The sequence below is a fragment of the Actinacidiphila bryophytorum genome (assembly GCF_016916835.1).
Lineage (GTDB): Bacteria > Actinomycetota > Actinomycetes > Streptomycetales > Streptomycetaceae > Actinacidiphila > Actinacidiphila bryophytorum.
Map to the genome: position 1 here is coordinate 1 of NZ_JAFFIX010000031.1, position 22,254 is coordinate 22,254.

Here is a 22,254-nt window from a genome sequence, read left to right on the forward strand (position 1 = left end):
TCCGTTGCCGAGCGCCGCGTAGCCGGTCTGGTACGTCCTGGTGTACTCGCGCACGTCCGGCCAGGCCACGATCCCGGTGTTCGACGGCGACGGCGGCTGGCCGCCGTTGGCGCTCCAGTGCCACCAGGTGTTGATGGGGGCGCCGTCGCCGATGCAGGCGAACCAGCCCTGGTATCCGACGGTGACCTTGCCGACCACGTCCCCCGGCCCGCTGGCCGCGGACGCTGTGGCGGCGGTGCCCAGGGTGCCGAGGGCCGCGGCGGCGGCAGTGCCCGCTGCGGTGCCGATGAACGTACGACGCGTAACTGACATGGCTGTCTCCGAACGGCGGCGCTCGGCGCGGTCGGCCGGGCGCGACGGTGGACTGAGCGCACGGAAACCTGCTGCTTCAAGCTTCAACTTCAACAGGTGAACCCAGTGCCCCGCGCGCGGCCGTGGCGCGGTGCGCCACGGCCGCGGTGGAATCCGCTTGTTTCGGGCTGACTTGCGGTGGGGGGAGGTGCGCGCAGTCCCATGACACGCACCACGCTGAGCACTTCCGAAAGCGCGGTTTCAGGTACGCAGGGATTCAACTGCTGAAACAAACATCCCGTCAAGGGTCCAGACCAGACACGCGAATTGTCCGCAAAGCGCAGCATTCACGAGACCGATACCGCCATTGCACCCTCTGCAATAACGGCAAAAGATCGGATGAGTTCATTCACGACTTGTCGGACGCCACGGGCCCCGCCGCGTTCAGCAGTGCCATGTCCTGCCCGGTGAGCCGCAGTGCTCCAGCGGCCACGTTCTCCACCAGGTGGTCCGGGTCGCCGGTGCCGGGAATGGCCAGCACGTGCGGCCCCTGCTGGAGCGTCCAGGCCAGCCTGACCTGCGCTGCCGACACCCCGTGCGCGCGGGCGACCGACGCGACCTGCTCGCTGCTGTCCGCGCCCGCCCCGCTCTCCCTGCCCTTGCCCGCGATGGAGTAGAAGGGCACGAAGGCGATGCCCAGTTCACCGCACTCCCGCAGTACGTCCGCGCTGCGCGAGCGGTCGTCGAGGCCGAAGAGGTTCTGCACGCACACCACGGTCGCCACCGCGCGGGCGTCGGCGAGCTGCGCACTGGTGACGTTGGAGACCCCCAGATGGCGGATCAGCCCGGCGGCCTGCAGCTCGGCCAGTGCGCCGAAGTGCTCGGCGACCTCCACCGAGGGCAGGACCCGCAGGTTGACCAGGTCCAGGTGGTCGCGGCCGAGCTGCCGCAGGTTCTCCTCGACCTGGCCGCGCAGCTGGTCGGGCCTGGCCAGCGGCAGCCACTGCCCCGACGGGTCGCGGCCCGGGCCGACCTTGGTGGCGATGACCAGGTCGTCCGGGTAGGGCGCGAGCGCCCGGCCGATCAGCTCGTTCGCCGAGCGGAGCGAGGAGAAGTAGAAGGCGGCGGTGTCGATGTGGTTGACGCCCAGTTCGACGGCGCGGCGCAGCACCGCGATCGAGCGTTCGCGGTCGCTGGGCACACCCAGGTCGAAGGCGGCACTGCCCGTCAGGCGCATGGCGCCGAAGCCGATACGGTGCACCGTCAGATCGCCGAGCTGCCGGCTGCCGGAAGCCGCGGCGGTGATGGTCCGTGAGGCCATGGATGATCGATTTCCTCTCGTAGCGGAGACCGGAGTATCGCCCACCGGCCGCCGCGCCGGGAATGCCCCGCTGGACAGGCAATTGTCACAGCGGAAACGGGAACGATCAGGCCCTGCCGGGAGTTGGATCCAGTAGCCGGGGGCGCGGTCGGCCCCTCGTCGGCGGCAGCGCGGTATTTCCGGTTCGCCCCGATACGCTCGGCGATGTGACGACGACCGAGCAGCTCAGGCGCCGCCGCCCGGCCCCCCGCCGGAGCGGCCGCGCCCCGATGGCGCCGATCGTGCTGACCGTGGTGGTCGGCGCTGTGGCCCTCGCCACGCCCAGGGACTTCGCCGTCAGCCGGCTGCTGCCCGCCGCCCCCGCACTGGCCGCCTCGATGTGGTCGGTCAGCGCCACCGTGGGCCTCGGGCTGCTCGCCCTGGTCGTGGTCGTCACCATCGAGGTGCTCTACCACCAGTCCGCCACCTGGTTCACCGGCGGCGCCCTCGCCGCCGTCACCGCCTGCGCCGGCTACGCCAGCCACATCAGGCTGCAGCGCGAGCGCGCCCTGTACGACGTCCGCTCGGTCGCCGAGGCCGCCCAGTCGGTGGTGCTGCGACCGCTGCCGCAGCGGATCTGCGGTGTCGCCATCGAGACGCTGTACGTGGCCGCCGCCGCGCAGGCCAGGATCGGCGGCGACCTCTACGAGGCCGTCGACACCCGGCACGGCCTGCGGGTGATGATCGGCGACGTGCGCGGCAAGGGCCTCGCCGCGGTCGGCGCGGCAGGCGCGGTGGTCAACTCCTTCCGCGAGGCCGCCTACGACGAACCCGACCTGGCGGCGCTCGCCCGGCGGATGGACACCAGCATGGGCCGCTACAGCGCCACCTTCCCCACCTCGGAGTCCGCCGAGCGGTTCGCCACCGCCGTACTCGCCCAGATCCCGCACGGCGGCGGCGAGGCGACCGTCCTCAACTGCGGCCACCCGCCGCCGATCCTGATGCGCGGCACGGACGTCCGCGCCCTCGAACCGTCCGCACCGTCACCGCCGCTGAACATGGCCGGGCTGATCGGCGGCGACTACACCGTCGACACCGTGCCGCTCGCCCCCGGCGACCGGCTGCTGCTCTACACCGACGGCGTCACCGAGACCCGCAACCGCTCGGGCTCCTTCTTCCCGCTGGTGGCCTGGCTGGGCCGGCAGGGCGCGGCCCCGCCGCGCCGGCTGCTCGACGAGCTGCACGAGCAGCTGCTGCGCTTCAGCGGCGGCGGCCTGGACGACGACATCGCGGCGCTGGTCGTACGCGTCGAGCCCGCGGGCGACCAGCAGGCCTGACGGCAGGGCCGCCGCCCGCCCCTGGCGGTGTCCGCGCGGGGCGGCGGCAGGCGAGGGATGCTGGAAGTGAGCCGGTTTCGGGAGTCAGCTTTCGGGAGGCGGGCGTATGCCGAACATGGGAATCGCCATCGTGCGGCAGTACGAGCGAGGGGTCGTGTTCCGGCTCGGCCGGCTGCGCGGCATCCGCAGACCGGGCATCCACTTCATGATCCCCTTCTCCGACCGCATGTGGAAGGTCAGCCTGCGGACGGTCACCATGCCCGTACCGTCACAGCAGGTGATCACCCAGGACAACGTGTCGATCGGCGTGGCGGCGGTGGCGTACTTCCGCCGGGTGGACGCGGTCAAGGCGATCGTGGAGATCGAGAACGTCGCCCAGGCCGTCGGCCAGATCGCGCAGACCACGGTCCGCAACATCGTCGGCCGCTCGCTGCTCGACCAGGTGCTCACCGACACCCAGACGCTGAACCTGGCCATCCGGGAGATCCTCGACAACATCACCCAGCAGTGGGGTGTGCAGGTCTTCCTCGTCGAGCTCAAGGACATCGAGCTGCCCACGAGCATGCAGCGGGCGATGGCCCGGCAGGCCGAGGCCGAGCGCGAGAAGCGGGCGAAGATCATCGCGGCAGAGGGCGAGGCGCTCAGCGCCGGGCGGCTCGCCGAGGCGGCCGACGTCATCGCCGACCACCCGGTCGCCCTCCAGCTGCGCAACCTGCAGATCCTCGCCGAGATCGCGGCGGAGAAGAACAGCACCATCGTCTTCCCCGCGCAGCTCCTGGACAGCGCCCGGGCCGTCACCCAGTTCGTGGAGGCCCAGGGCAACCCGGGGTCCGACACCCCGCTGCCGAGGATCGACCCGGCGGCGGACACCCCGGCCGTCGAACCCCCGGACCCCGACACCCCGCCGCAGATCAACCCGGGGGAGTGACCGGGGGCGCCCGCGCTTGTAGCGTCGGCCCCATGGCAGACGAGGCCTTCGCACACCAGCGGCTCGCTCCCCTCTACGACCCCCTCGACCCCGACCGCAGCGACCTGGACGCCTACCTCGCGCTCGCCGGCGAGCTGGGCGCCCGGCGGGTCCTGGACATCGGCTGCGGCACCGGCACCTTCGCCCTGCTGCTGGCCGGCCGCGGCATCGACGTCACCGGCCTCGACCCGGCCCGCGCCTCGATCGAGGTGGCACAGGCCAAGCCGGGCGCCGAGCGTGTGCGCTGGATCTGCGGGGACGCCACCGCACTGCCGCCGCTGCGGGCCGACCTCGCCACCATGACCGGCAATGTCGCCCAGGCCATCACCGACCCCGGCATGTGGCAGCAGACCCTGCAAGGCGCCCACCGGGCGCTGCGGCCCGGCGGCCACCTGGTCTTCGAGACCCGCGACCCCGCACGGCGCGCCTGGGAGGAGTGGAATCGCGCGGCCTCCGAGCGCGTCACGCACATACCGGGCGTCGGCGAGGTTCGCACCTGGTACGACCTGCTCGACGTCACCCTGCCGCTGGTCACCTTCCGGGCGACCTTCGTCTTCGGCGCCGACGGGCAGACCCTGACCTCCGACTCGACCCTGCGCTTCCGCGAGCGCACGGAGATCGAGGCGGACCTGGCGGAACACGGCTTCGCCGTACGGGAGGTGCGGGACGCGCCCGACCGGCCGGGCCGGGAGTTCGTCATGGTGGCGCAACGGCCGCGGGAGTGACGGGCGGTCAGACCGCTGCCCCGTCCGGCGGTTGCGCTCTGTGATAATCGTGGCGGGTCCAGGGCGCTCTGGACGCCCCGCAAGCCGAGCCGCCGGAGGCCGCCGTTGCCGTCGCTGTACGACTTCGCCACCTGGGGGCCGCTGCTGCGGATCCTGCGGGCCGACAACGCCGAGCGCCTCGCGGTGCCCGGGGGAGAGGTGTCGGGGCTGATCGGGCGGGGCGGCTGGAGCCTTCCCACCCGCCCGCGGGCACCGCGGCCCGGGCAGGCGCTGCTGATCTCCGACATGCCCGAGTTCGACGCGGCGGACCTGGTCGTCGACGCGCTGACCGCGTCGGGCACCGACCACCTGGCCTTCACCGCCGCCATCTCGCCGGACGGGGCGGCGGTGCTCCACCTGCTCGGCCCCAGCCCTGCCGTCCAGCCCGCCCTGAGCGGGCCGCACCCCGGGGCGATGATCCTCGTGGAGGGCGCGGCCCCCGCGCCCTGGCACCGGCTGCCCGCACCGGTCCCCGGCGCCGCACCGGCCGCCTCTGCCGATCCCGTCCTGCTCGAACGGACGCTGCGCGAACGGCTCCCGGGCGCCGTCGGCGCCACAGACGCGGAGATCGCCGCAGCGCAGGCCCGCCTCGGAGTACCCTTCCCCGAAGAGCTGGCGGCGCTCTACCGGGTCACCCGGGGCAGGGCAGAGGACTGGCCGGAGTACGCGGCGGCCGGCCGTGCGGCGGACGCGGTCGGCTGCGAGGTCCTCCCGCTGGACGAGCTGCACGTCGCCGACGCGGCGTCCCGCCCCTTCCGGTGGGAGTCCGCCGCCACCGCTGCGCTGACCCAGGCGCCGGGCGCCGCCGTGCAGGCACTGGTGGGCTCGCCCGGCTGGATCGCCTTCGCCGACAACGGCGCGGGCGACCGGCTCGCCGTCGACCTGACGCCCGGGCCGGGCGGGCACCTCGGCCAGATCGTCGTCATCCCGCACCAGCAGGACACCGGCGCCTGCCTGCTCGCCGACTCGCTCACCGACCTCGTGGTCAAGGCGCGCACCGACGAGTACGAACCGTACGAGTCCCCGGCCGGCCAGGCCCCCGCGGTCGCCGAGGTCCGCACCCGCGGCCTGCCGGACGTCGAGGCGGCAGCCCACCCCGACCTCGAAGTGCTCCGCATCGGCGCACGGAACGGCCCGCCCCTCAGCCTCGCCCCCGTCACCGCCCTGCCCCGCCTGCGCACCCTGGCCGCCCACCCCGGCGCCCTCGCCGACCCCCTGGAGATCGCCCGGCTGACGGGCCTTGAGTACCTGGAGATCGCCCCTGAGGACTGGCGCGCCCTGCTCGACGCCAACGCCGTCCCCCGCACCCTCGCCGCCGCGTCCGTCCACATCCACGGCGCCCGCCAGGTCCTCCCGGTGGTGGACCTCGTCAACGAGATCCTCGCCCTGTGGCACCGCCCGCCGATCCCCCGCACCACCGTCACGGGCCACCTCGGCGCGGCCCCGCCCGCCGGAAGCGGCGGGCGGCGGGCACGAACCCGGTGACGTCGGACCCGTTCCGCGGACGGGGGCCGGGGCGGGGTCCTACGCTCTGCGGTAGCCGGGGACGACAGGGGGATTCGTGCGCTTCGTGGACTTCACCTTCGACGACGGGACGTCGGTGCTGGTGCGGGTGTCGCCGGGGCCGGGAGACGGCGCCGGGGAATGGGAGGGCGACACCGCGGTCGGTCCCGTGGGCGTCGGCAGCGGTGCGGTCCGGCGGGTGGGGCGTGAGCTGGAGCGTGCGTTCGCCCCGCTGGTGCCGGTGCTCGAAGGGATACGCGGCCAGGCCCGGCGGATGCAGGACGCACCGGACGAGCTGTCCGTGCAGTTCGGGGTGCAGTTCACCTCGGGGCTGAAACTGGCCGTGGTGGGCTCGATGGAGGCGACCTTCACCGTCACGGCGACCTGGCGGGGTGAGACCCCGCAGGCGGGCGCGGGCGACGACGGTGCTGGAGGCTGACGACCGGCTGCGCTCGGCCCTGGTCACCGTCCACACCCCGACCGGCCAGGTCGCCGGCGGCGGGGTGTACGTGCGGCCGGGACCGCCGGGCACCGCCCCGGTCCTGCTGACCTGCGCCCATGTCGTCAGCCTCGCCCTCGGCCGGGACGGGCTCACCGAACTCCCGCCGCAGGGCGCCCACGTCGGCCTGTCCTTCCCCGCGCTGCCCGGCATGCGGGCCGCCGCCCGCGTCACACGGTGGTGGCCGCCGCAGCCGGCGGGCGACGTGCCGGGCCGCTGGACGGGCGACGTGGCCGTACTCGACGCGGCAGAAGCGCTCCCCGAGGGCCTGCGGGCCGTGCCGCTCGCGGTGCCGGAGCTGGGCGACCGGCTGTGGGCCTGGCGGGGCAACGGCGACCCCCGCACCGTCGTACCGCTGCGCGTCAACGGGACGGCGGGCGAATGGCTGGTGCTCCAGGCGCCGCCGACCGGTTTCGCGGTGCAGCCCGGATACAGCGGCGGGCCGCTGTGGGACCGGCGCCGGCAGGCGGTGGTCGGCCTGGTCGTCAGCGCCCACGAGCACACCGCTTTCAGCGCGACGACCACCGCGACCCCCGCCCGCCAGTGCTACGCCGTCCGCGGCGACGTCCTGCTGCGCAGGCTCGCCGACGGCCAGGCCGCGGGCGAGATGCTCGACCCGCGGCTGGTCACGCTGCTGGCGGCGCAGCGGCAGGCCGCCCGCACCTTCCCCTACCGCTCGGTCGGCCTGCACCGCGACGACCTCACCCAGGTATACGTACGCCAGCAGGTCGCGGGCGCCGAGCCGGCCCCCGTCGAGGCCCGGCTGCCGGAACCGGGGGCGGAGGACGGCGGCGGGCAGGACCACCGGCCGCCCACCACCGTCGAGGAGTTCCTGGTCCACCACCGGCATGTGCTGGTCACAGGGCCGCCGGGCTCCGGCAAGTCCACCCTGTCGCTCCAGCTGTCGGCGGCGCCCGTCGTCCTGCCCGGCGCCCCCGGCGGCGACCGGCCGAGCGTGCTGGTCCCCGTCAGGGTGGCGGCCAGGGACCTGGCCGCCAGGCCCGAGGTGGACCTGACGGCCGGTGTCTCCGCGCTCGCCCGCAGGACCGCGCTGGCCCGCACCCAGGCCGACATCGGCGCGGGGCTGTGCGTTCCGCCGTATCCGGCGGCCGGCACCGCCTGGCTGGTGATCGTCGACGGCCTCGACGAGGTGTCGGACCCGCACGAGCGCGCGGAGCTGACCGACCGGCTGCATGCCTTCCTCGACACCGGCAGCGGCCACCAGGTGCTGGTGACGACCCGTCCGCTGCCGCCCAGGGAGCGCGAACGCTGGCAGTCCCGCACCGACCTGCTGCACTGCGCCGTCGAACCCTTCGAGCGCGAACAGCGCCGGCAGTTCGCCCACCGCTGGTTCCGCGACGCCCACCTGGCCGACTCCTTCATCGCCAGGATCGCCGCCGCGCGCCTCGCCGACCTCGTCTCCGTCCCGCTGCTGGCCACGGTGGCGGCGGTGGTCTTCGAGGAGGCGGCAGGCCAGGCGCTGCCCAGCACCGCCTTCGGCATGTACCAGCGGTTCGTGGCGCACCTGTACGAGTCGCGGACGGCTCCTGCCACCTTCGACCTGCGCGGCAGGCTCGCCGCCGTAGCCGGGGGAGAGCAGCTGGCCGAACGCCTCGCGACCGGGCGCATCGACCTGCTGGAGCATGTCGCGACGGCCTGGCTGGAGGGAGCCGACCTGCTCCCGGCTGCCCTGAAGCGGCTGCGCGCGACGGGCACACAGCCGTATCCGCTGCCCACCGACTGGGCCGAGACCGTCACCGCCGTCCTCACCTCGACCGGCCTGGTCGCCCATGACGGCGCTGGGCTCGGCTTCGTGCACCGCAGCTTCGCCGAGCACCTGGCCGCGGCGGCAGAGGCCCGCAAGCTGCCTGCCCGCTTCGACCCGGACGCGCCGCCGTGGTGGGACGCCCTGCGGCACGCGATGGAAGGGTCGCCCACGGATCGCGACGCGCTCGTGCACCGGGCGCTGCTGGCCGACGCCGACGGCCTGCTGGACTGGCTGCTCGCCGGCAACCACAAGGCGCGCGAACTCGGCGCCCGGCTGGTCTTCGAGGGAGTGCCCAGCCGGCCCGCCCACCACACGGCGCTCGCCGAGTCGTTCGCCTACTGGGCGTACAGCGGCCACGCCGTGAACGGCGTGCAGCCCCGGCGGCACGAGGCCGTACTCGTCCGCGCCCTGGACACCGTGCGGCTCGCGCCCGCGCCCGTCCTCGACGTCCTGGAGACCCTGCTCGACCCGGACCGCTTCACCCTCCAGGTGCGCGACGCGGCGATCCGCGCGCTGCTCCGCAACGGCGAGCGCGCGGCCACCGCGACCGCCGCCCTCACCGCCGTGGTCGGTGAACGCGGGCTCACCGGGGCGCAGCGCGTACGCGCCGCCGAAATGCTCATGGACCTCGGCGGGGAGCACCGGGCCGCGGCCAGGGCGGGCCTGGACCGCATGACCGAGGAGCGGCACTGGGTACCGGCGGAGCAGCGGGAGCGGGCGGCACGCCTGGTGCGGGAGATCGACGCCGCCGCGGCCGAGGGTGCGGCGGCCGGCGGGACATCCGCGGAGGAACGCGCGGGGGAGCGGTCCCTGCTCTTCGACCTGGCGGCGCCGCCGCGCGCCCCCGGGCCGGCCGGCCGGGACGAGCCGGCCACGTCCGAGCCGCCGGCTCCCCCTCGCGCCCGCCGCAGGCGCCGACGCGTCCCCAGCTGGGACGAGATCCTCTTCGGTACGGCCCCGCTGTACACGGCGGACGACGAGGCCGCCGACCTGGACGAGGAGCCCGAGGAAGCCGCCGACCTGGACGAGGCGCCCCGCCCCACAGGACTGCCCTACCCGCTGGGGGCCGAGCTGGGCCTGCCCCCGGACGCGTCCCCCGCCGCTACGGGCACGGTCGTCAGGGCCGCCCTGCGGGCCGCGAGCGCCCCGAGCAGCCATGCGGCCGCGCAGGCCCGCCGTGACGCGGCCGCCCCTACCGGCGGGGCGCGTCCCGCGCCCGGGAATCCGCACGGCCCGCAAGGGCCCGGCCTCACCCGCGACGAGTGGGAGGCGCTGGGCAGGTGGCTGTCCGCGCAACCGGGCCTCGCCGTGCTGACCGCCGCGGACCTCCCCGACGACCCGGTCGGCATCGTCGCGCAGAGCGGCCGTCCGCTGGCCGTGGCCGTGGCAGGCGCCCTGATGCACGGCGGCGGACCGAGCACCCGCCTGGCCTGCGCCGTCCTGGCGCGGGTCGTCCACCTCAGCTTCACCGACCCGGCGCCACTGCTCGACGTGTTCACCGGCGCGATGCGGGCCGCACCCGCCCCCTTCGGGGCGTGGGCCGTGGAACCGATGCTCGACGCCCTGTACAGCGGGCTGAACGCCGCCAGGTGGACGTCCTCCTTCCGCGCCGCGCGACAGGTGGAGAGCGACCTGGTCGCATACATCCTGTCCGCCGACCGGCAGCCCGACACGGCGGTGCGGGCGCTGCTGCGCATCGGCGAGGACCACGCAGCCGACGGCCTGGAGGTCCTCGCCGCCCAGCTGCCGGGATTCCCCTACGGCACCGGGCCGTGGTGCGCCGCGCTGCGGGTGCTGGTGCGCCAGCCCGGGTGTGCGCCGGCCGCCGTCGAACTCCTGCGGGACGCCGCCGACGCGGTGACCGCCCCCGAGGACGTGCTGACCGTCGCCGAGACCCTGGTCCCGCACGCCCCCGACACCGCCGCGGAGCACCTGGCCCGCCTGGCGCAGGACGCCACCGCCCCGCCGCACGTCCGGCGGGAGGCCGCACGCCTGCTCGCCGGCCTCCCGGGGAGCCGCCCCACCGCGCACCGCGTGCTCGCGGAACTCGTCGCTGCCGACCCGCCCGCAGCCGACCGGCTGCATCTGGCCCGCGTGCTGTGCGGCATCGACCCGCAGGGCGTGGCGAAGGCCGCGGATCTGGGCTTCGGGCTGCTCCGGCAGACGCAGCTGCACGCCACGCTCAGGGAGGAGACGCTGGCGCTGCTCGCCGACCTCGGCCCGCAGGTGCGCCGCCGGGTGCTCGGCGGCCTGGCGGACACCCACGCGGAAGCCGCGGAGGCCGCCGCGGTCCGCATGGCGCGCCTGGAGCGCCTGTCCGCCTGGGGTCCGGACTTCCACCGCGCCGTGACCGCCGTGTGGGAGCGGCAGGTACGCGCCGCCACCGGCCCCGCACGCGTACCGCTGGCCGCCGACCTGTACGGACTCGGCTGGCTCAGCGCCGACCGGGCCTCCCGCCTGCTGTCCGCGATGGCCCGCGACCCCGGAGGTGACCCGCTGGTGCGCCTGAACGCGGCCCGCGCGCTGCTCAGCCACCAGCCGGACCGCCGTCAGGTCGCGGGCCGCACCGTCGAGGACCTGCTGACCAGCCGTGCGATACCGCCGCAGGCCGCCCTCCAGGTCGCCCGCGACCTGGCCGCCGCGGGCAACCTCACGACCGCCCGCGCCGTCCTGCAGCACCTGTGCACCGACCAGGACCTGCCCGGCCCGGTCCGCTACAAGGCCGCCACCCTCCTGCTCATGACCGACCGGGAGTGCGGCCCGCAGACCCGCGCGGTGCTCGCCCGCCTGGCCGCCGACCAGAGCCTGGACCCGCCGACCCGCGCCTGGGCGTCCTTCGCCCTCGACTTCACCGCCGACGGCATCCAGCCCCCGGGTGCGCTCCGCCCGCCGAGCTGGCCGGCCAGCTGAGCACCCGGCACGGCCAGTGCTGTGACCGCATAGGGTCACCGGTTGGTGGACAAGGGCAGCGTGCCCGCAGTCAGGAAAAACGTGACGGCGTAAGTGAAGCGACCTGCGTGCACGGCATCGTCGAACTGAGCCACGTACCGGTCCGCGTCCACAGGGCCGAGGCAGCCCCGCGCTGCGGCGGTGTGCGCCCAGGTGCGCAGGCCCATGACATTGTCGGCCGCCGACGGGTCGCGCACGACCAGAGTCCGAGCTTCCACCGTGATGTCGTAGATGCCGCGGGCGGCGAGCAATCCGGCATGCCGGTGGGCCAGCGTGCCGTTGCGCAGGGCCACGTCCGCCCTGAAGCGCAGCACCCGGCGGGCGAGCTCCTGGTCGTCGATGTCGAGTACCTGAGTGTCGTAGTCCGGGTCTGCCAAGGCAATCCGGCCGCCAGGGCGGACCACCCGCAGCAACTCGTCCAGCACCCGGGCCGGTTCGACGACGTGCTGCAGGACCCGGTCCGCCCAGGCGCCGTCGAACACACCCGCTGCGAACGGCAGCCGGTGCCCGTCCGCGACAGCGGCCTGTGGCAGTCCTCGGTCCCGTACCTGCGCGATCATCGTCGAGGAGCTGTCGACCGCGACGACCCTGGCCCCACGGCCCGAGCGCAGGGCCACGGCGGCATCCCCGGTGCCCGCTCCGACCTCAAGGAACAACCCGTCGGGCTCGGCACGCAGGAAGTCCTGCAACCGCTGCTTGTAAGCGGCGTAGAACGGCTCCGCGCTCAGCCGGTCCAAGACCTGAACCCACTCAGCGGGCCGGGGCTGCGTGTCCACCGACGTGAAACCGTGAGCAATACCGTGATCGTTCATGGGAGCACGCTAGACGGGCCGACCAAGCCGGTGAATTCGTGCGGTCACAGCACTGGATCTCCGGGCGGGCCACGCGCAGGCAGCCGAGCGAATTGCTGGTGCCGCCGGGCCCGGTGGCGGTGCACAGGACGGAGCCGGTCCCGGCCGAGTGAGCCCGCGGCTTCCTGCCGCGTGAGCCCGCAACCGTTGGGGCGTCCACGCTGCCCATTGGTCCAGACCTATTGACGCGCCCTGCCGCCGCTCCTACGATCCCGGTCGGTCACCTGAGCCGTTTCCCCCGCTCCGGCCACCGCCGCGCACCATCCCCCCACGACTTGCTGGTGCCGCTGGCACGTGGCGAGAAGGGAGCACCGCATGTTCCGTCGCACGAGCCGTGCCGAGCACGGATCGGCCTTCAGGAAACGGGCCGTCGCCGGGCTGAGCGCCGCCGCCGTCATCGGCTCCGCCGCCGCGCTGGCCACCTCGGGCGCCGCCGGCGCCGCCACCCCGAACCTGGTCGCCAACGCCGGCTTCGAGAGCGGACTGTCCGGCTGGACCTGCTCCGGCGGCTCCGGCTCCACCGTCGGCAGCCCCGTGCACTCCGGCAGCTCCGCGCTCAAGGCCACCCCCGCCGGGTCCGACAACGCCCAGTGCGCCCAGACCGTCAGCGTGCAGCCCAACTCCCAGTACACGCTCAGCGCCTACGTCCAGGGCTCCTACGTCTACCTGGGCGCCACCGGCACCGGCGGCGCGAGCGAGCCGTCCACCTGGACGCCGGGCGCCACCTCGTACACCCAGCTCAGCCTGAACTTCACCACCGGCGCCAACACCACCTCGGTGACGGTCTACCTGCACGGCTGGTACGGGCAGCCCACGTACTACGCCGACGACGTGTCGCTCACCGGCCCCGGCGGCAGCGGCACCACGCCGCCCACCTCACCCACCACCACCCCGCCCACGACACCCCCCACCACGCCCCCGACGACACCGCCCACGACGCCTCCCACCACGACCCCGCCCACCAGCACCCCGCCCGGAGCCACCTGCGCGACCAAGCCCAAGCCGTCCGGCAAGGTGCTGCAGGGCTACTGGGAGAACTGGGACGGCGCCGCCAACGGCGTCCACCCCGGCCTCGGCTGGACCCCCATCACCGACAGCCGGATCGCCCAGCACGGCTACAACGTCATCAACGCGGCCTTCCCCGTCATCCTCTCCGACGGCACCGTCGAGTGGCAGGACGGCATGGACAGCGGCGTCAAGGTCGCCACACCCGCCGAGATGTGCCAGGCCAAGGCCGCGGGCGCGACGATCCTGATGTCCATCGGCGGCGCGGCGGCCGGCATCGACCTGTCGTCGAGCACCGTCGCCGACCGCTTCGTGGCGACCGTCGTGCCGATCCTGAAGCAGTACAACTTCGACGGCATCGACATCGACATCGAGACCGGCTTGTCCGGCAGCGGCAACATCAACACGCTGTCCGCGTCCCAGGCCAACCTGGAGCGCATCATCGACGGCGTGCTGTCGCAGATGCCCGCAGGCTTCGGCCTGACGATGGCCCCCGAGACCGCGTACGTCACCGGCGGCAGCGTCACCTACGGCTCGATCTGGGGTGCGTACCTGCCGATCGTGAAGAAGTACGCCGACAACGGCCGGCTGTGGTGGCTCAACATGCAGTACTACAACGGCAGCATGTACGGCTGCTCCGGCGACTCCTACGAGGCCGGCACCGTGGCGGGCTTCACCGCTCAGACCAGCTGCCTCAACAACGGCCTCGTCGTCCAGGGCACCACGATCAAGGTCCCCTACGACAAGCAGGTCCCCGGCCTGCCGGCCCAGCCCGGCGCGGGCGGCGGCTACATGGCGCCCAGTCTGGTCAGCCAGTCGTGGAACTCCTTCAGCGGCTCGCTCAAGGGCCTCATGACCTGGTCGGTCAACTGGGACGGCTCGAAGGGCTGGTCCTTCGGCGACAACGTGAAGTCCCTCCAGGGCCGCTGACCCCCGCTCCACCCGCCGAGGCCGCCCTGCGGCACCGCGTGGAGTCCGGACTGTCAACTGCCGCCACCAAATGACGGCGGACCGTTGGGAGTCCGGCTCCCGGGTGGGTGGGCATGCCGGGTCCAGCGTCGTCGTGAGGGTCACCGGGGTGCCAGGCGGTCGGTCAGCAGGGCGGCCATGGCGCGCACGCCGTGGCCGATCGCCCGCTCGTCGGCGGCGAAGTCGGGCGTGTGCGGCGCTCCGTTCATCCCCGACGCGGCGTCCGCGACGCCGAGGTCCATGTCCGCGCGGTACGCCACTGTCGGGCCGTCCGCGGAACCGTCGAGCACCGCGAGGATGCCGTGCCCGCCGACACCGGTCACCACCTCCAGCCCGGCCGTCCCCCGCTCCTCGCCGGCTAGTTCGGGGCGGCGGTGGATCTCCCGACGCAGCTCGATCAGTTCGTCGTCAGCGACGTGGAACTCCGGCCAGGCCAGGACGACCTGAGCGGGCACCAGTCGGCGCAGCCGGGGGAAGCGCGGGTACCAGAAGGAACCGTCCACGACGAGTCCCCGTACGCGGGTGGGAACGCCTGATGCCCGTGCGACCGTCTCCAGCACGGCCATCCGCTGGCTGCACGACCCGCGCCCGAGCCGCAGGACCTGGGACACCGGCCGCGTCTCCACCACGGAGTACACCGGCCGCACCTCCCGGGAGATCCACCGGTGCGCCCGGCGCAGCGCCGCCACCTGCGCCGCCGCCCCGCGGTTTTCCAAGCTGCCGACGCCGATATCGCGCACGGCGCCCCGGACCCGCGGATGCCCCCGGTCGAGAATCCCGGTTGCCCCCGTCCCTCCGTCCGCGTGACGCCCGTCGGCCGGGCCCCGTCGATCCCGCCGTCGCGGCGTCAGCAGCGTACTGACCATGACTACCCCTCCCAAGGAACTTGAACACGTTCAAGTATGAGGGTGTGCCAGGTCAGCCGACTACCCGCGGAGGCTTCGCAGGCCGGTGCGGATCTCGGCGGTCAGGATCTCGGGCTGTTCGAATGCCGCGAAGTGGCCGCCCCTGGGTGCCTCGCCGTAGTGGATCAGGGCGGGGTAGGCGTCTTCGATCCAGGTTCGCGGCAGGCGTGGGATGTCGCGTGGGAACACCGTGACGGCGACGGGCAGGGTCAGTTTCGGGCCGGCCATGCCGGCCGACTTGTTCTCCCAGTAGATGCGGGCGGACGACGCCGCACTGTTGGTGAACCAGTGGAGCGATATGGCGTCGAGCATGTCGTCGGTGCTGAGGGCGTCCTCGGCGAGGCCGTCGTTGTCCGTCTTGGACTGGAACTTCTCGTAGATCCAGGCCGCCTGGCCGGCCGGGGAGTCCGCCAGCGCGAATCCGACGGTCTCGGGCTTCGTGCCCTGGAGGTGGTTGGATCCGCCGAGTTCGCCCGTGTAGAGGGCGAGCGTGTCCACGGCGTGGCGCTCCTCGGCCGAGAGCGTCTGGGGTATCTGCGCCGGGAAGGCGTACGGGGTGTTCAGGTGGATGCCGAGGAGGCCCTCGGGCCGCATCGCCGCAAGGGCACTGGTGACGACGGCGCCCCAGTCGCCGCCCTGGGCGGCCCAGTTCTCGTACCCGAGGCGCCGCATGAGTTCGACCCACGCGCGTGCGACACGTGAGACGTTCCACCCCGTGCCGGTCGGCTTCTGGCTGAACCCGAACCCGGGCAGCGACGGGATGACGACGTCGAACGAGTCCTCGGCATTTCCTCCGTGCGCCACGGGGTCGGTCAGCGGCCCGATCAGCTTCATGAACTCGACGACCGACCCCGGCCATCCGTGCGTCAGGAGGAGCGGCATCGCCTGCGGGTTCGCGGACTTCACGTGGACGAAGTGGATGTCGAGCCCGTCGATCTCCGTCAGGAACTGCGGGAGCCGGTTGAGTTCGGCCTCGAAGCGGCGCCAGTCGTATGCGTGCTCCCAGTGGTCGATCAGCGCTCGGGCGTGCTCCAGGCGGACCCCTTGCGACCAGTCCCGGACGGTCTCCGGATCCGGCCAGCGAGTCCTGGCCAGCCGCTGTTTCAGGTCCTCGATCTCGGAGCCGGGGATCGCGACGGCGAAGGGGCGGACGGTGGGCGGGGGTGCGGGCGTCGATCCGGTCATGGCCATGTCTCCTGGGCACTCGCTTCACCATGCAGCGAACTGTTGCACAGCAGTGTGCATTGCACACTGCTGTGCAACCTACTCCATTGCACACCGCTGTGCAATGATGGGACCGTGCAGACAGAATCCGCCCGCGGGCGCTCCGTGAACGAGACCCGCAACCGCATCCTCGACGTCGCCCTCGATGTCCTGGGGCGGAACCCGGACGCAGGCATGGGCGACATCGCCTCATCCGCCGGCGTGGTCCGCCGCACCGTCTACGGCCACTTCCCCACCCGCACCGACCTCGTGCGGACCCTCGCGCAACGCGCCGTGGGGGAGATCGTGGCCGTGCTCACCGAGGTCGACGCGCCGGAGCGAGCCGCAGAAGCGGTGTGGGTCGACTTCGTCGCCCGGATGTGGCCGCTGATGCGCCGCTACCGCGTGCTGCTTGCGCTGCGGCGCGGCGAGTACGGCGAGGAGATCCACACCCTCCTGGAGCCGGTCGACACGATCCTGGCCGGCCTGGTGCAACGAGGCCAGGACCGCGGGGATTTCGGGCGGCATCTGCCCGCGGGCGTCCTCAGTCAGGTCGCCTACGCAACCGTCTTCTCCATCGCGGACAACGGCCTCGCCGGCGGAGCCCCCGGCGCCCGCGCGGCGACGATCACCAGCCTGCTCCTCCTCGGCGTTCCCGAGGCGCGGGCCACCGCCCTCGCGGACGGGCAGCCGTGAGGGGCCTCCGCTGACCGTTCCGGCCGGAATCAGCGGTGCCGGGCGCCGCCGTCGACATGGACCGTCTCGCCCGTCACCCATCCCGCGCCCAGGAGCCACAGGGCGGTGTCGGCGACGTCGTCGAGCGTCCCGACCCTGCCGGCGAGGGAGGCCGCGGCGGCACTGTCGTACAAAGCGCGGCGGCGCTCGTCCGGGAGCCGGTCCCAGGTGCCCGAGTCGGTGACGCCGGGCGCGACGGCGTTGACGCGCACCGGCGCGAGTTCGACGGCCAGGTGCGTGACCAGCGCTGCCAGGGCCGCGTTCGACGTGCCTTTGACGACGGTCCCCGGCTTGGGCCGCCAGCCCACGATGCCGGAGAAGAAGAGGAACGACCCGTGTGCGGGCATCCGCGGGAAGAAGTGCTTGGCCAGCAGCAGCGGGCCGACGACCTTGGCGGAGAACGCGGCCTGGATCTTGTCGTGTTCCAGCTCGGGCACCGGCACGTCGTGGTGGGCGGAGGCGGTGGAGATCACGTGGTCGAAGGCGCCGAGCGATTCGGCGGCCCTCGCGACGGTGGTCTCGTCGGTGACGTCGATCCGGACGCCGGGGCCGGACCGTGCGGCGACCACGACGTCGGCGCCGGCCTGCCGGGTGCGCCGCACGATCTCGGCGCCGATGCCGCGGCCGCCGCCGACCACCAGGATGCGCTTGTCTGTCAGTTTCTCGCTCATGACGTGGACGGTATAGATTCGATACCGGTATCTTCAACGCTACCGGGAGGACCCCGTGGGCACGGCGTACAACGTCATGGCGGCCACCTGCCCGAGCCGCACCGTACTGCACCGCATCGGGGCGCGGTGGACCGTCTTCGTGGTCAACGCACTGGAGGACGGGCCGATGCGCTTCACCGAGCTGAAGGCGCACATCCGGGGCATCACCCCCAAGGCCCTCACCGAGACGCTGCGCGCCATGGAGGCCGACGGCCTGCTCGTCCGCAGCGACCTCGGCGGCAACCCGCCGCACGTCGAGTACGCCCTGACCGAACTCGGCCGTTCCCTGCTGGTCCCGCTGCGTGCCGTCCGGCAGTGGGCCGAGACGCACGTCCCGGACATCCTCGCCGCGCGCGAACGGGCCGGCGCCGAACAGGCCCCGGGCTGACGACGCCCCCGGAGGCCGGGCCGGCGGGCACGGGCCGCGCCTGCTCAGCTCCCTGCGAAGATCCCCTTCGGGTAGGCCCCGTTGGCCAGCGCCGTCGCGGCGAATCCGCCGGCCAGCTCCGTCAGGCGCGCGACTCCGGCTGCTCCCAGGCGGTCGTACGGTGCGGCGGCCAGGCGGTCGGTCTCGTGTTCCAGCTCCGCGCGGAGGGTGGTCCCCGCCTCGGTCAGCTCGCCGTCGGCGTCCAGCAGGCCCTTGTCCCGCAGGCGCTCCTGTGCCGCCGACCACTCCTCCCGGCTCCAGCCGCGGGACGTCCGGGCGAAGTCCGGGGTGAAGCCGCGCCCTGATGACGTGTGGGAGACGAGGGCCTCAAGACCGTCCAGAGCCGCATGGGTGAGCAGGGCGATGTGGCCGTCGCCGCGGTGTTCGCGCAGGACGGTCGCCGCCTGCCAGAGCGCCAGGTGCGGCTGCTCGGCCACGGGTTGGTCCGCCTCCGCCGCGCTCAGCGGGCGGCCTGCCGGGTGGCAGCCGCCGGCCGCGCGCAGGGCCAGCTCGGCGGCCTCGGCCATCTCCGCGGAGGCGGGTGCGTCGTCGCCCAGCAGCCTCCGCAGCAGCTTGTCGACGGCGCGCAGCCGTGCCGCCAGCAGCTGCCCGGGCGTGGCGACGGCCCAGACCGCGGGAACGTGCCGGGCGATCAGCGTATGGCTGAAGTTGAAGAAGGTCGCCGTCACCGTGCCGGGGCCGACCGCGCCCATCGCGGCGGAGCGGGCGGCGAAGTACCCCGCGGCGCTGAAGTAGGGGCGGGGGGCTCCGGCGAGACCGAGGGCCTCCACCTCCGCGGCGAACTCCGGCGAGAAGTACAGCGCGGAGTGCAGGGCGTTGAGCGGATTGTGGCAGCGGCGTCCGGCCCTGGGGTCCGTCATGCGGATCAGGCTACAAGGCGCATGGCCGGGCACGGCAGCGGGTCTGGCGGCGGTCCTCGGCACCCCCCGGCCTGGCAGCGGTCCTCGGCACCCCCCGGCCTGGCGGCCGTCCTCCGCCGCCCCCCGGCCGGGCGGCGGCGGAGGTGTCCGCGGCCGCCCGGCCGGAAGCGGGCGTTCTCACAGCGCCCGCAGGATGTCCTCCACACGCTCCTTCGCGTCACCGAAGAGCATCTGGCTGTTGTCCCGGAAGAACAGCGGGTTCTGCACCCCGGCGTAACCGGGGTTCATCGACCGCTTGAAGACGATGACGCTCTCGGCCTCCCACACCCGCAGCACCGGCATGCCGGCGATCGGGCTGCCGGGGTCGTCGATAGCGGCCGGGTTGACCGTGTCGTTCGCACCGATGACGAGCACCACCGTGGTCGCGGCGAGGTCGTCGTTGATCTCGTCCATCTCCAGCACGATGTCGTACGGCACCTTCGCCTCGGCGAGCAGCACGTTCATGTGCCCGGGCAGCCGGCCCGCGACCGGGTGGATGCCGAACCGCACCTCCACCCCGCGCTCGCGCAGCTTGCGGGTCAGGTCCGCGACCGGGTACTGCGCCTGCGCCACCGCCATGCCGTAGCCGGGGGTGATGACCACCGAGTCGGCGTCCCGCAGCAGCTTGGCGGTGTCCTCGGCGTTGATCTCCCGGTGCTCGCCGTACTCGGTGGTGTCGGCGGGTCCCGTCTCGATGCCGAAGCCACCGGCGATGACCGACAGGAAGGACCGGTTCATCGCGGTGCACATGATGTAGGACAGGTACGCACCCGAGGAGCCGACCAGCGCGCCGGTCACGATGAGCAGGTTGTTGTCGAGCAGGAAGCCGGACGCGGCGGCCGCCCACCCCGAGTAGCTGTTGAGCATGGAGACGACGACCGGCATGTCGCCGCCGCCGATCGAGGCCACCAGGTGCAGGCCGAGCGCCAGCGCCACCGCGGTCACCGCGACCAGCAGCCACAGGTGCGGGGAGACGACGAAGGCCACGGTCAGTGCGACGAAGGCGGCCAGTCCCCCCAGGTTGATCGCGTTGCGCCCGGGCAGCATCAGCGGGCTGGACCTGATGCGCGCCGACAGCTTGAGGAAGGCGATGACGGAACCGGTGAAGGTCACCGCGCCGATGAAGACCCCGATGAAGACCTCGGCGTGGTGGATGCGCAGCAGGTCGGAGGCGATCTCGTGCTGCCCGGCGCCCTTGGCCTCGACGTCGAGGTAGCCGTCCCAGCCGACGAGCACCGCGGCCAGGCCGACGAAGCTGTGGAGTATCGCGATGAGTTCCGGCATGCCGGTCATCTCCACCCGGCGCGCCCGCCACAGGCCGATGCCCGCGCCGATGACCATCGCCAGCGCGATCAGGCCGATGCCGGTCGCAGCGATGCTGCGGGACGCCAGGCCGATGGTCGCCACCAGCGCGATGGCCATACCGCCGATGCCGTACGCCACACCGGAGCGCGACGTCTCGTGCCGGGACAGCCCGGCGAGGCTGAGGATGAAGAGCAGGGCGGCGACAACGTAGGCCGCCTGTGCGGCAGTCGATGCAGTCATGGCCGCTCAGTCCTTCGCGAACATGCTGAGCATGCGCCGGGTCACGGCGAAGCCGCCGAAGATGTTGATGGACGCCAGCAGCACCGCCACGAAGGACAGCACCGTCACCGCGGTGTGCGTGTGCCCGATCTGCAGCAGCGCGCCGACCACGATGATGCCGGAGATCGCGTTGGTCACCGACATCAGCGGGGTGTGCAGGGCGTGGTGCACATGGCCGATGACGTAGTAGCCGATGACGATGGCCAGCACGAACACCGTCAGGTTGCCGATCAGCTGCTCGGGCGCGAAGGCCGTCACCAGGAACAGCACCGCGGCCCCCAGCCCCACCAGGGCGTACGTACGGCTCGGCGACGGCGGTTTGCGGGCGGTGGCGGGCGCGGCCGGGGGAGGAGCGGCCGGGGCGGGCGGCGCCGCGGACACCTGGACCTGCGGTGGCGGCCAGGTCTTGGCACCGTCCCGCACCACCGTGACCGAGCGCTGCACCACGTCGTCGAAGTCCAGCACCAGCTGCCCGTCCTTGCCGGGGGTCAGCAGCTTGAGCAGGTTGACCAGGTTCGTGCCGTACAGCTGGGAGGCCTGCGCGGGCAGCCGGGACGCCAGGTCGGTGTAGCCGATGATCGTCACCTGGTTGGGGGTGACCACCACCTCGCCTGCGACGGTGCCCGCCACGTTGCCGCCCTGTGCGGCGGCCATGTCCACGATCACGCTGCCGGGCCGCATGGCGGCCACCATCTCCTCGGCGATCAGCAGCGGCGCGGGCCGGCCGGGGATCAGGGCGGTGGTGATGACGATGTCCACCTCGGGGACCTGCCGGGCGTACAGCGCGGCGGCGCGGGCGTTGTAGTCGTCCGACATCTCCTTGGCATAGCCGGTCGCGCTCACCTCCGCCTCCGCCGACTCCACCGACAGGTACTCCCCGCCCAGCGACCTGACCTGGTCGGCGACCTCGGGGCGCGGGTCCGTCGCGCGGACGATCGCGCCGAGGCTGCCGGCCGCGCCGATCGCCGCGAGCCCCGCCACCCCGGCCCCCGCGACCAGCACCTTCGCCGGCGGCACCTTGCCCGCCGCGGTGACCTGGCCGGTGAAGAACCGGCCGAAGGCGTGCGCGGCCTCCACCACCGCCCGGTAGCCGGCGATGTTCGCCATCGAGCTGAGCACGTCGAGCGACTGCGCACGGGAGATCCGCGGTACCGCGTCCATCGCGAGCGCCGTGACCGGCCGCCGCGCGAGCGCGTCGAGCAGGTCGGGGTTCTGCGCGGGGCCGAGCAGCGAGATCAGCGTCGAGCCGTCCGCCAGCAGCGCGATCTCCTCCGCCGAGGGCGCGTTGACCGCCAGGACGACGTCGGCGCCCCACACTTGCGTCCGGCTCCCGATGTCCGCGCCGGCTTCCCGGTACGCCTCGTCGTCCAGGCTCGCCCCGAGTCCCGCGCCGCTCTCGACCACCACCTGGTAGCCGAGGCCGCGCAGCTGCGCGACCGTCACCGCGGTGGCCGCCACCCGCGTCTCCCCGGCCCGTGACTCGGCCACGACGCCCACTCGTTGCCCTGACTGACTCATCATGGGTCCTCTCTGGTCGGCGAACCACCTCGGATGAGGCAATGACTAC

Annotated in this window: 17 protein-coding genes and 1 pseudogene; 9 read left to right on the top strand and 9 right to left on the bottom strand. The window is 73.4% G+C overall.

Annotated features, from left to right (window positions below; translation table 11 throughout):
* Together JT723_RS31115 and JT723_RS31120 are read right to left on the bottom strand one after the other, a co-directional pair.
* Nucleotides 1-312, bottom strand: a pseudogene (locus JT723_RS31115) (discoidin domain-containing protein); the annotation flags it as partial.
* 388 nt (nucleotides 313-700) lie between these two features.
* Nucleotides 701-1,612, bottom strand: coding sequence for an aldo/keto reductase (locus JT723_RS31120; RefSeq protein ID WP_205048206.1), 912 nt, complete (start codon nucleotides 1,610-1,612; stop codon nucleotides 701-703).
* Between the two features lie 206 nt (nucleotides 1,613-1,818).
* On the opposite strand from JT723_RS31120, the gene JT723_RS31125 reads away from it, so the two are divergent.
* From JT723_RS31125 to JT723_RS31150, 6 genes are all read left to right on the top strand, one after another.
* Nucleotides 1,819-2,928 carry a PP2C family protein-serine/threonine phosphatase gene (locus tag JT723_RS31125; protein ID WP_251513123.1) on the top strand — a complete coding sequence of 370 codons (1,110 nt, stop codon included), beginning with the start codon at nucleotides 1,819-1,821 and terminating at the stop codon, nucleotides 2,926-2,928.
* A gap of 106 nt (nucleotides 2,929-3,034) precedes the next feature.
* Entirely contained in the window at nucleotides 3,035-3,856 is an 822-nt protein-coding gene (locus JT723_RS31130; protein WP_205048207.1) for a slipin family protein, read from the top strand.
* A 32-nt stretch (nucleotides 3,857-3,888) separates the two neighbouring features.
* Entirely contained in the window at nucleotides 3,889-4,620 is a 732-nt protein-coding gene (locus JT723_RS31135) for a class I SAM-dependent methyltransferase (RefSeq protein ID WP_205048208.1), read from the top strand.
* Between the two features lie 105 nt (nucleotides 4,621-4,725).
* Nucleotides 4,726-6,144 (top strand): SMI1/KNR4 family protein, encoded by a 1,419-nt coding sequence (locus JT723_RS31140; protein WP_205048209.1) that lies wholly within the window; start codon nucleotides 4,726-4,728, stop codon nucleotides 6,142-6,144.
* A gap of 76 nt (nucleotides 6,145-6,220) precedes the next feature.
* Nucleotides 6,221-6,601, top strand: a complete 381-nt coding sequence (locus tag JT723_RS31145) for a CU044_2847 family protein (protein ID WP_205048210.1) — start codon at nucleotides 6,221-6,223, stop codon at nucleotides 6,599-6,601.
* On the top strand, nucleotides 6,555-11,339 hold the full coding sequence (locus tag JT723_RS31150) for an NACHT domain-containing protein (protein ID WP_205048211.1): 4,785 nt from the start codon (nucleotides 6,555-6,557) through the stop codon (nucleotides 11,337-11,339). The genes JT723_RS31145 and JT723_RS31150 overlap by 47 nt, the downstream gene beginning before the upstream one ends.
* A gap of 35 nt (nucleotides 11,340-11,374) precedes the next feature.
* On the opposite strand, the gene JT723_RS31155 is transcribed toward JT723_RS31150, so the two are convergent.
* Nucleotides 11,375-12,190: a methyltransferase domain-containing protein gene (locus JT723_RS31155; RefSeq protein WP_205048212.1), complete on the bottom strand. Its 816-nt coding sequence runs from the start codon at nucleotides 12,188-12,190 to the stop codon at nucleotides 11,375-11,377.
* Nucleotides 12,191-12,544: 354 nt separating this feature from the next.
* Between JT723_RS31155 and JT723_RS36525 the strand changes: the two genes are divergently transcribed.
* On the top strand, nucleotides 12,545-14,164 hold the full coding sequence (locus JT723_RS36525) for a carbohydrate binding domain-containing protein (protein ID WP_205048213.1): 1,620 nt from the start codon (nucleotides 12,545-12,547) through the stop codon (nucleotides 14,162-14,164).
* Between the two features lie 140 nt (nucleotides 14,165-14,304).
* On the opposite strand, the gene JT723_RS35580 is transcribed toward JT723_RS36525, so the two are convergent.
* Both JT723_RS35580 and JT723_RS31175 read right to left on the bottom strand, forming a co-directional pair.
* Nucleotides 14,305-15,069: a transglutaminase domain-containing protein gene (locus JT723_RS35580; protein ID WP_240166473.1), complete on the bottom strand. Its 765-nt coding sequence runs from the start codon at nucleotides 15,067-15,069 to the stop codon at nucleotides 14,305-14,307.
* A 60-nt stretch (nucleotides 15,070-15,129) separates the two neighbouring features.
* Entirely contained in the window at nucleotides 15,130-16,293 is a 1,164-nt protein-coding gene (locus tag JT723_RS31175) for an epoxide hydrolase family protein (protein WP_205048214.1), read from the bottom strand.
* 114 nt (nucleotides 16,294-16,407) lie between these two features.
* Between JT723_RS31175 and JT723_RS31180 the strand changes: the two genes are divergently transcribed.
* Nucleotides 16,408-17,007, top strand: a complete 600-nt coding sequence (locus JT723_RS31180) for a TetR/AcrR family transcriptional regulator (RefSeq protein WP_205048215.1) — start codon at nucleotides 16,408-16,410, stop codon at nucleotides 17,005-17,007.
* Nucleotides 17,008-17,036: 29 nt separating this feature from the next.
* On the opposite strand, the gene JT723_RS31185 is transcribed toward JT723_RS31180, so the two are convergent.
* Nucleotides 17,037-17,717, bottom strand: coding sequence for an SDR family oxidoreductase (locus JT723_RS31185; protein WP_205048216.1), 681 nt, complete (start codon nucleotides 17,715-17,717; stop codon nucleotides 17,037-17,039).
* Between the two features lie 55 nt (nucleotides 17,718-17,772).
* On the opposite strand from JT723_RS31185, the gene JT723_RS31190 reads away from it, so the two are divergent.
* Nucleotides 17,773-18,144, top strand: coding sequence for a winged helix-turn-helix transcriptional regulator (locus JT723_RS31190; RefSeq protein WP_205048217.1), 372 nt, complete (start codon nucleotides 17,773-17,775; stop codon nucleotides 18,142-18,144).
* 44 nt (nucleotides 18,145-18,188) lie between these two features.
* Here JT723_RS31190 and JT723_RS31195 read toward each other — a convergent pair whose 3' ends face one another.
* The 3 genes from JT723_RS31195 to JT723_RS31205 all read right to left on the bottom strand — a co-directional run bounded on the left by JT723_RS31195 (nucleotide 18,189) and on the right by JT723_RS31205 (nucleotide 22,208).
* Nucleotides 18,189-19,064: an SCO6745 family protein gene (locus JT723_RS31195; RefSeq protein WP_205048218.1), complete on the bottom strand. Its 876-nt coding sequence runs from the start codon at nucleotides 19,062-19,064 to the stop codon at nucleotides 18,189-18,191.
* A 177-nt stretch (nucleotides 19,065-19,241) separates the two neighbouring features.
* Nucleotides 19,242-20,648: a Re/Si-specific NAD(P)(+) transhydrogenase subunit beta gene (gene pntB / locus JT723_RS31200; protein WP_205048219.1), complete on the bottom strand. Its 1,407-nt coding sequence runs from the start codon at nucleotides 20,646-20,648 to the stop codon at nucleotides 19,242-19,244.
* A gap of 6 nt (nucleotides 20,649-20,654) precedes the next feature.
* Nucleotides 20,655-22,208 (bottom strand): Re/Si-specific NAD(P)(+) transhydrogenase subunit alpha, encoded by a 1,554-nt coding sequence (locus JT723_RS31205; RefSeq protein WP_372441397.1) that lies wholly within the window; start codon nucleotides 22,206-22,208, stop codon nucleotides 20,655-20,657.
* Nucleotides 22,209-22,254: the final 46 nt, after the last annotated feature.

Bases quoted from the DNA above. Each gene is read 5' to 3' on its own strand.
- JT723_RS31120 (WP_205048206.1), bottom strand. From the start codon at position 1,612: ATGGCCTCACGGACCATCACCGCCGCGGCTTCCGGCAGCCGGCAGCTC.
- JT723_RS31130 (WP_205048207.1), top strand. From the start codon at position 3,035: ATGCCGAACATGGGAATCGCCATCGTGCGGCAGTACGAGCGAGGGGTC.
- JT723_RS31135 (WP_205048208.1), top strand. From the start codon at position 3,889: ATGGCAGACGAGGCCTTCGCACACCAGCGGCTCGCTCCCCTCTACGAC.
- JT723_RS31155 (WP_205048212.1), bottom strand. From the start codon at position 12,190: ATGAACGATCACGGTATTGCTCACGGTTTCACGTCGGTGGACACGCAG.
- JT723_RS36525 (WP_205048213.1), top strand. From the start codon at position 12,545: ATGTTCCGTCGCACGAGCCGTGCCGAGCACGGATCGGCCTTCAGGAAA.
- JT723_RS35580 (WP_240166473.1), bottom strand. From the start codon at position 15,069: ATGGTCAGTACGCTGCTGACGCCGCGACGGCGGGATCGACGGGGCCCG.
- JT723_RS31175 (WP_205048214.1), bottom strand. From the start codon at position 16,293: ATGACCGGATCGACGCCCGCACCCCCGCCCACCGTCCGCCCCTTCGCC.
- JT723_RS31185 (WP_205048216.1), bottom strand. From the start codon at position 17,717: ATGAGCGAGAAACTGACAGACAAGCGCATCCTGGTGGTCGGCGGCGGC.
- JT723_RS31195 (WP_205048218.1), bottom strand. From the start codon at position 19,064: ATGACGGACCCCAGGGCCGGACGCCGCTGCCACAATCCGCTCAACGCC.
- pntB (WP_205048219.1), bottom strand. From the start codon at position 20,648: ATGACTGCATCGACTGCCGCACAGGCGGCCTACGTTGTCGCCGCCCTG.
- JT723_RS31205 (WP_372441397.1), bottom strand. From the start codon at position 22,208: ATGATGAGTCAGTCAGGGCAACGAGTGGGCGTCGTGGCCGAGTCACGG.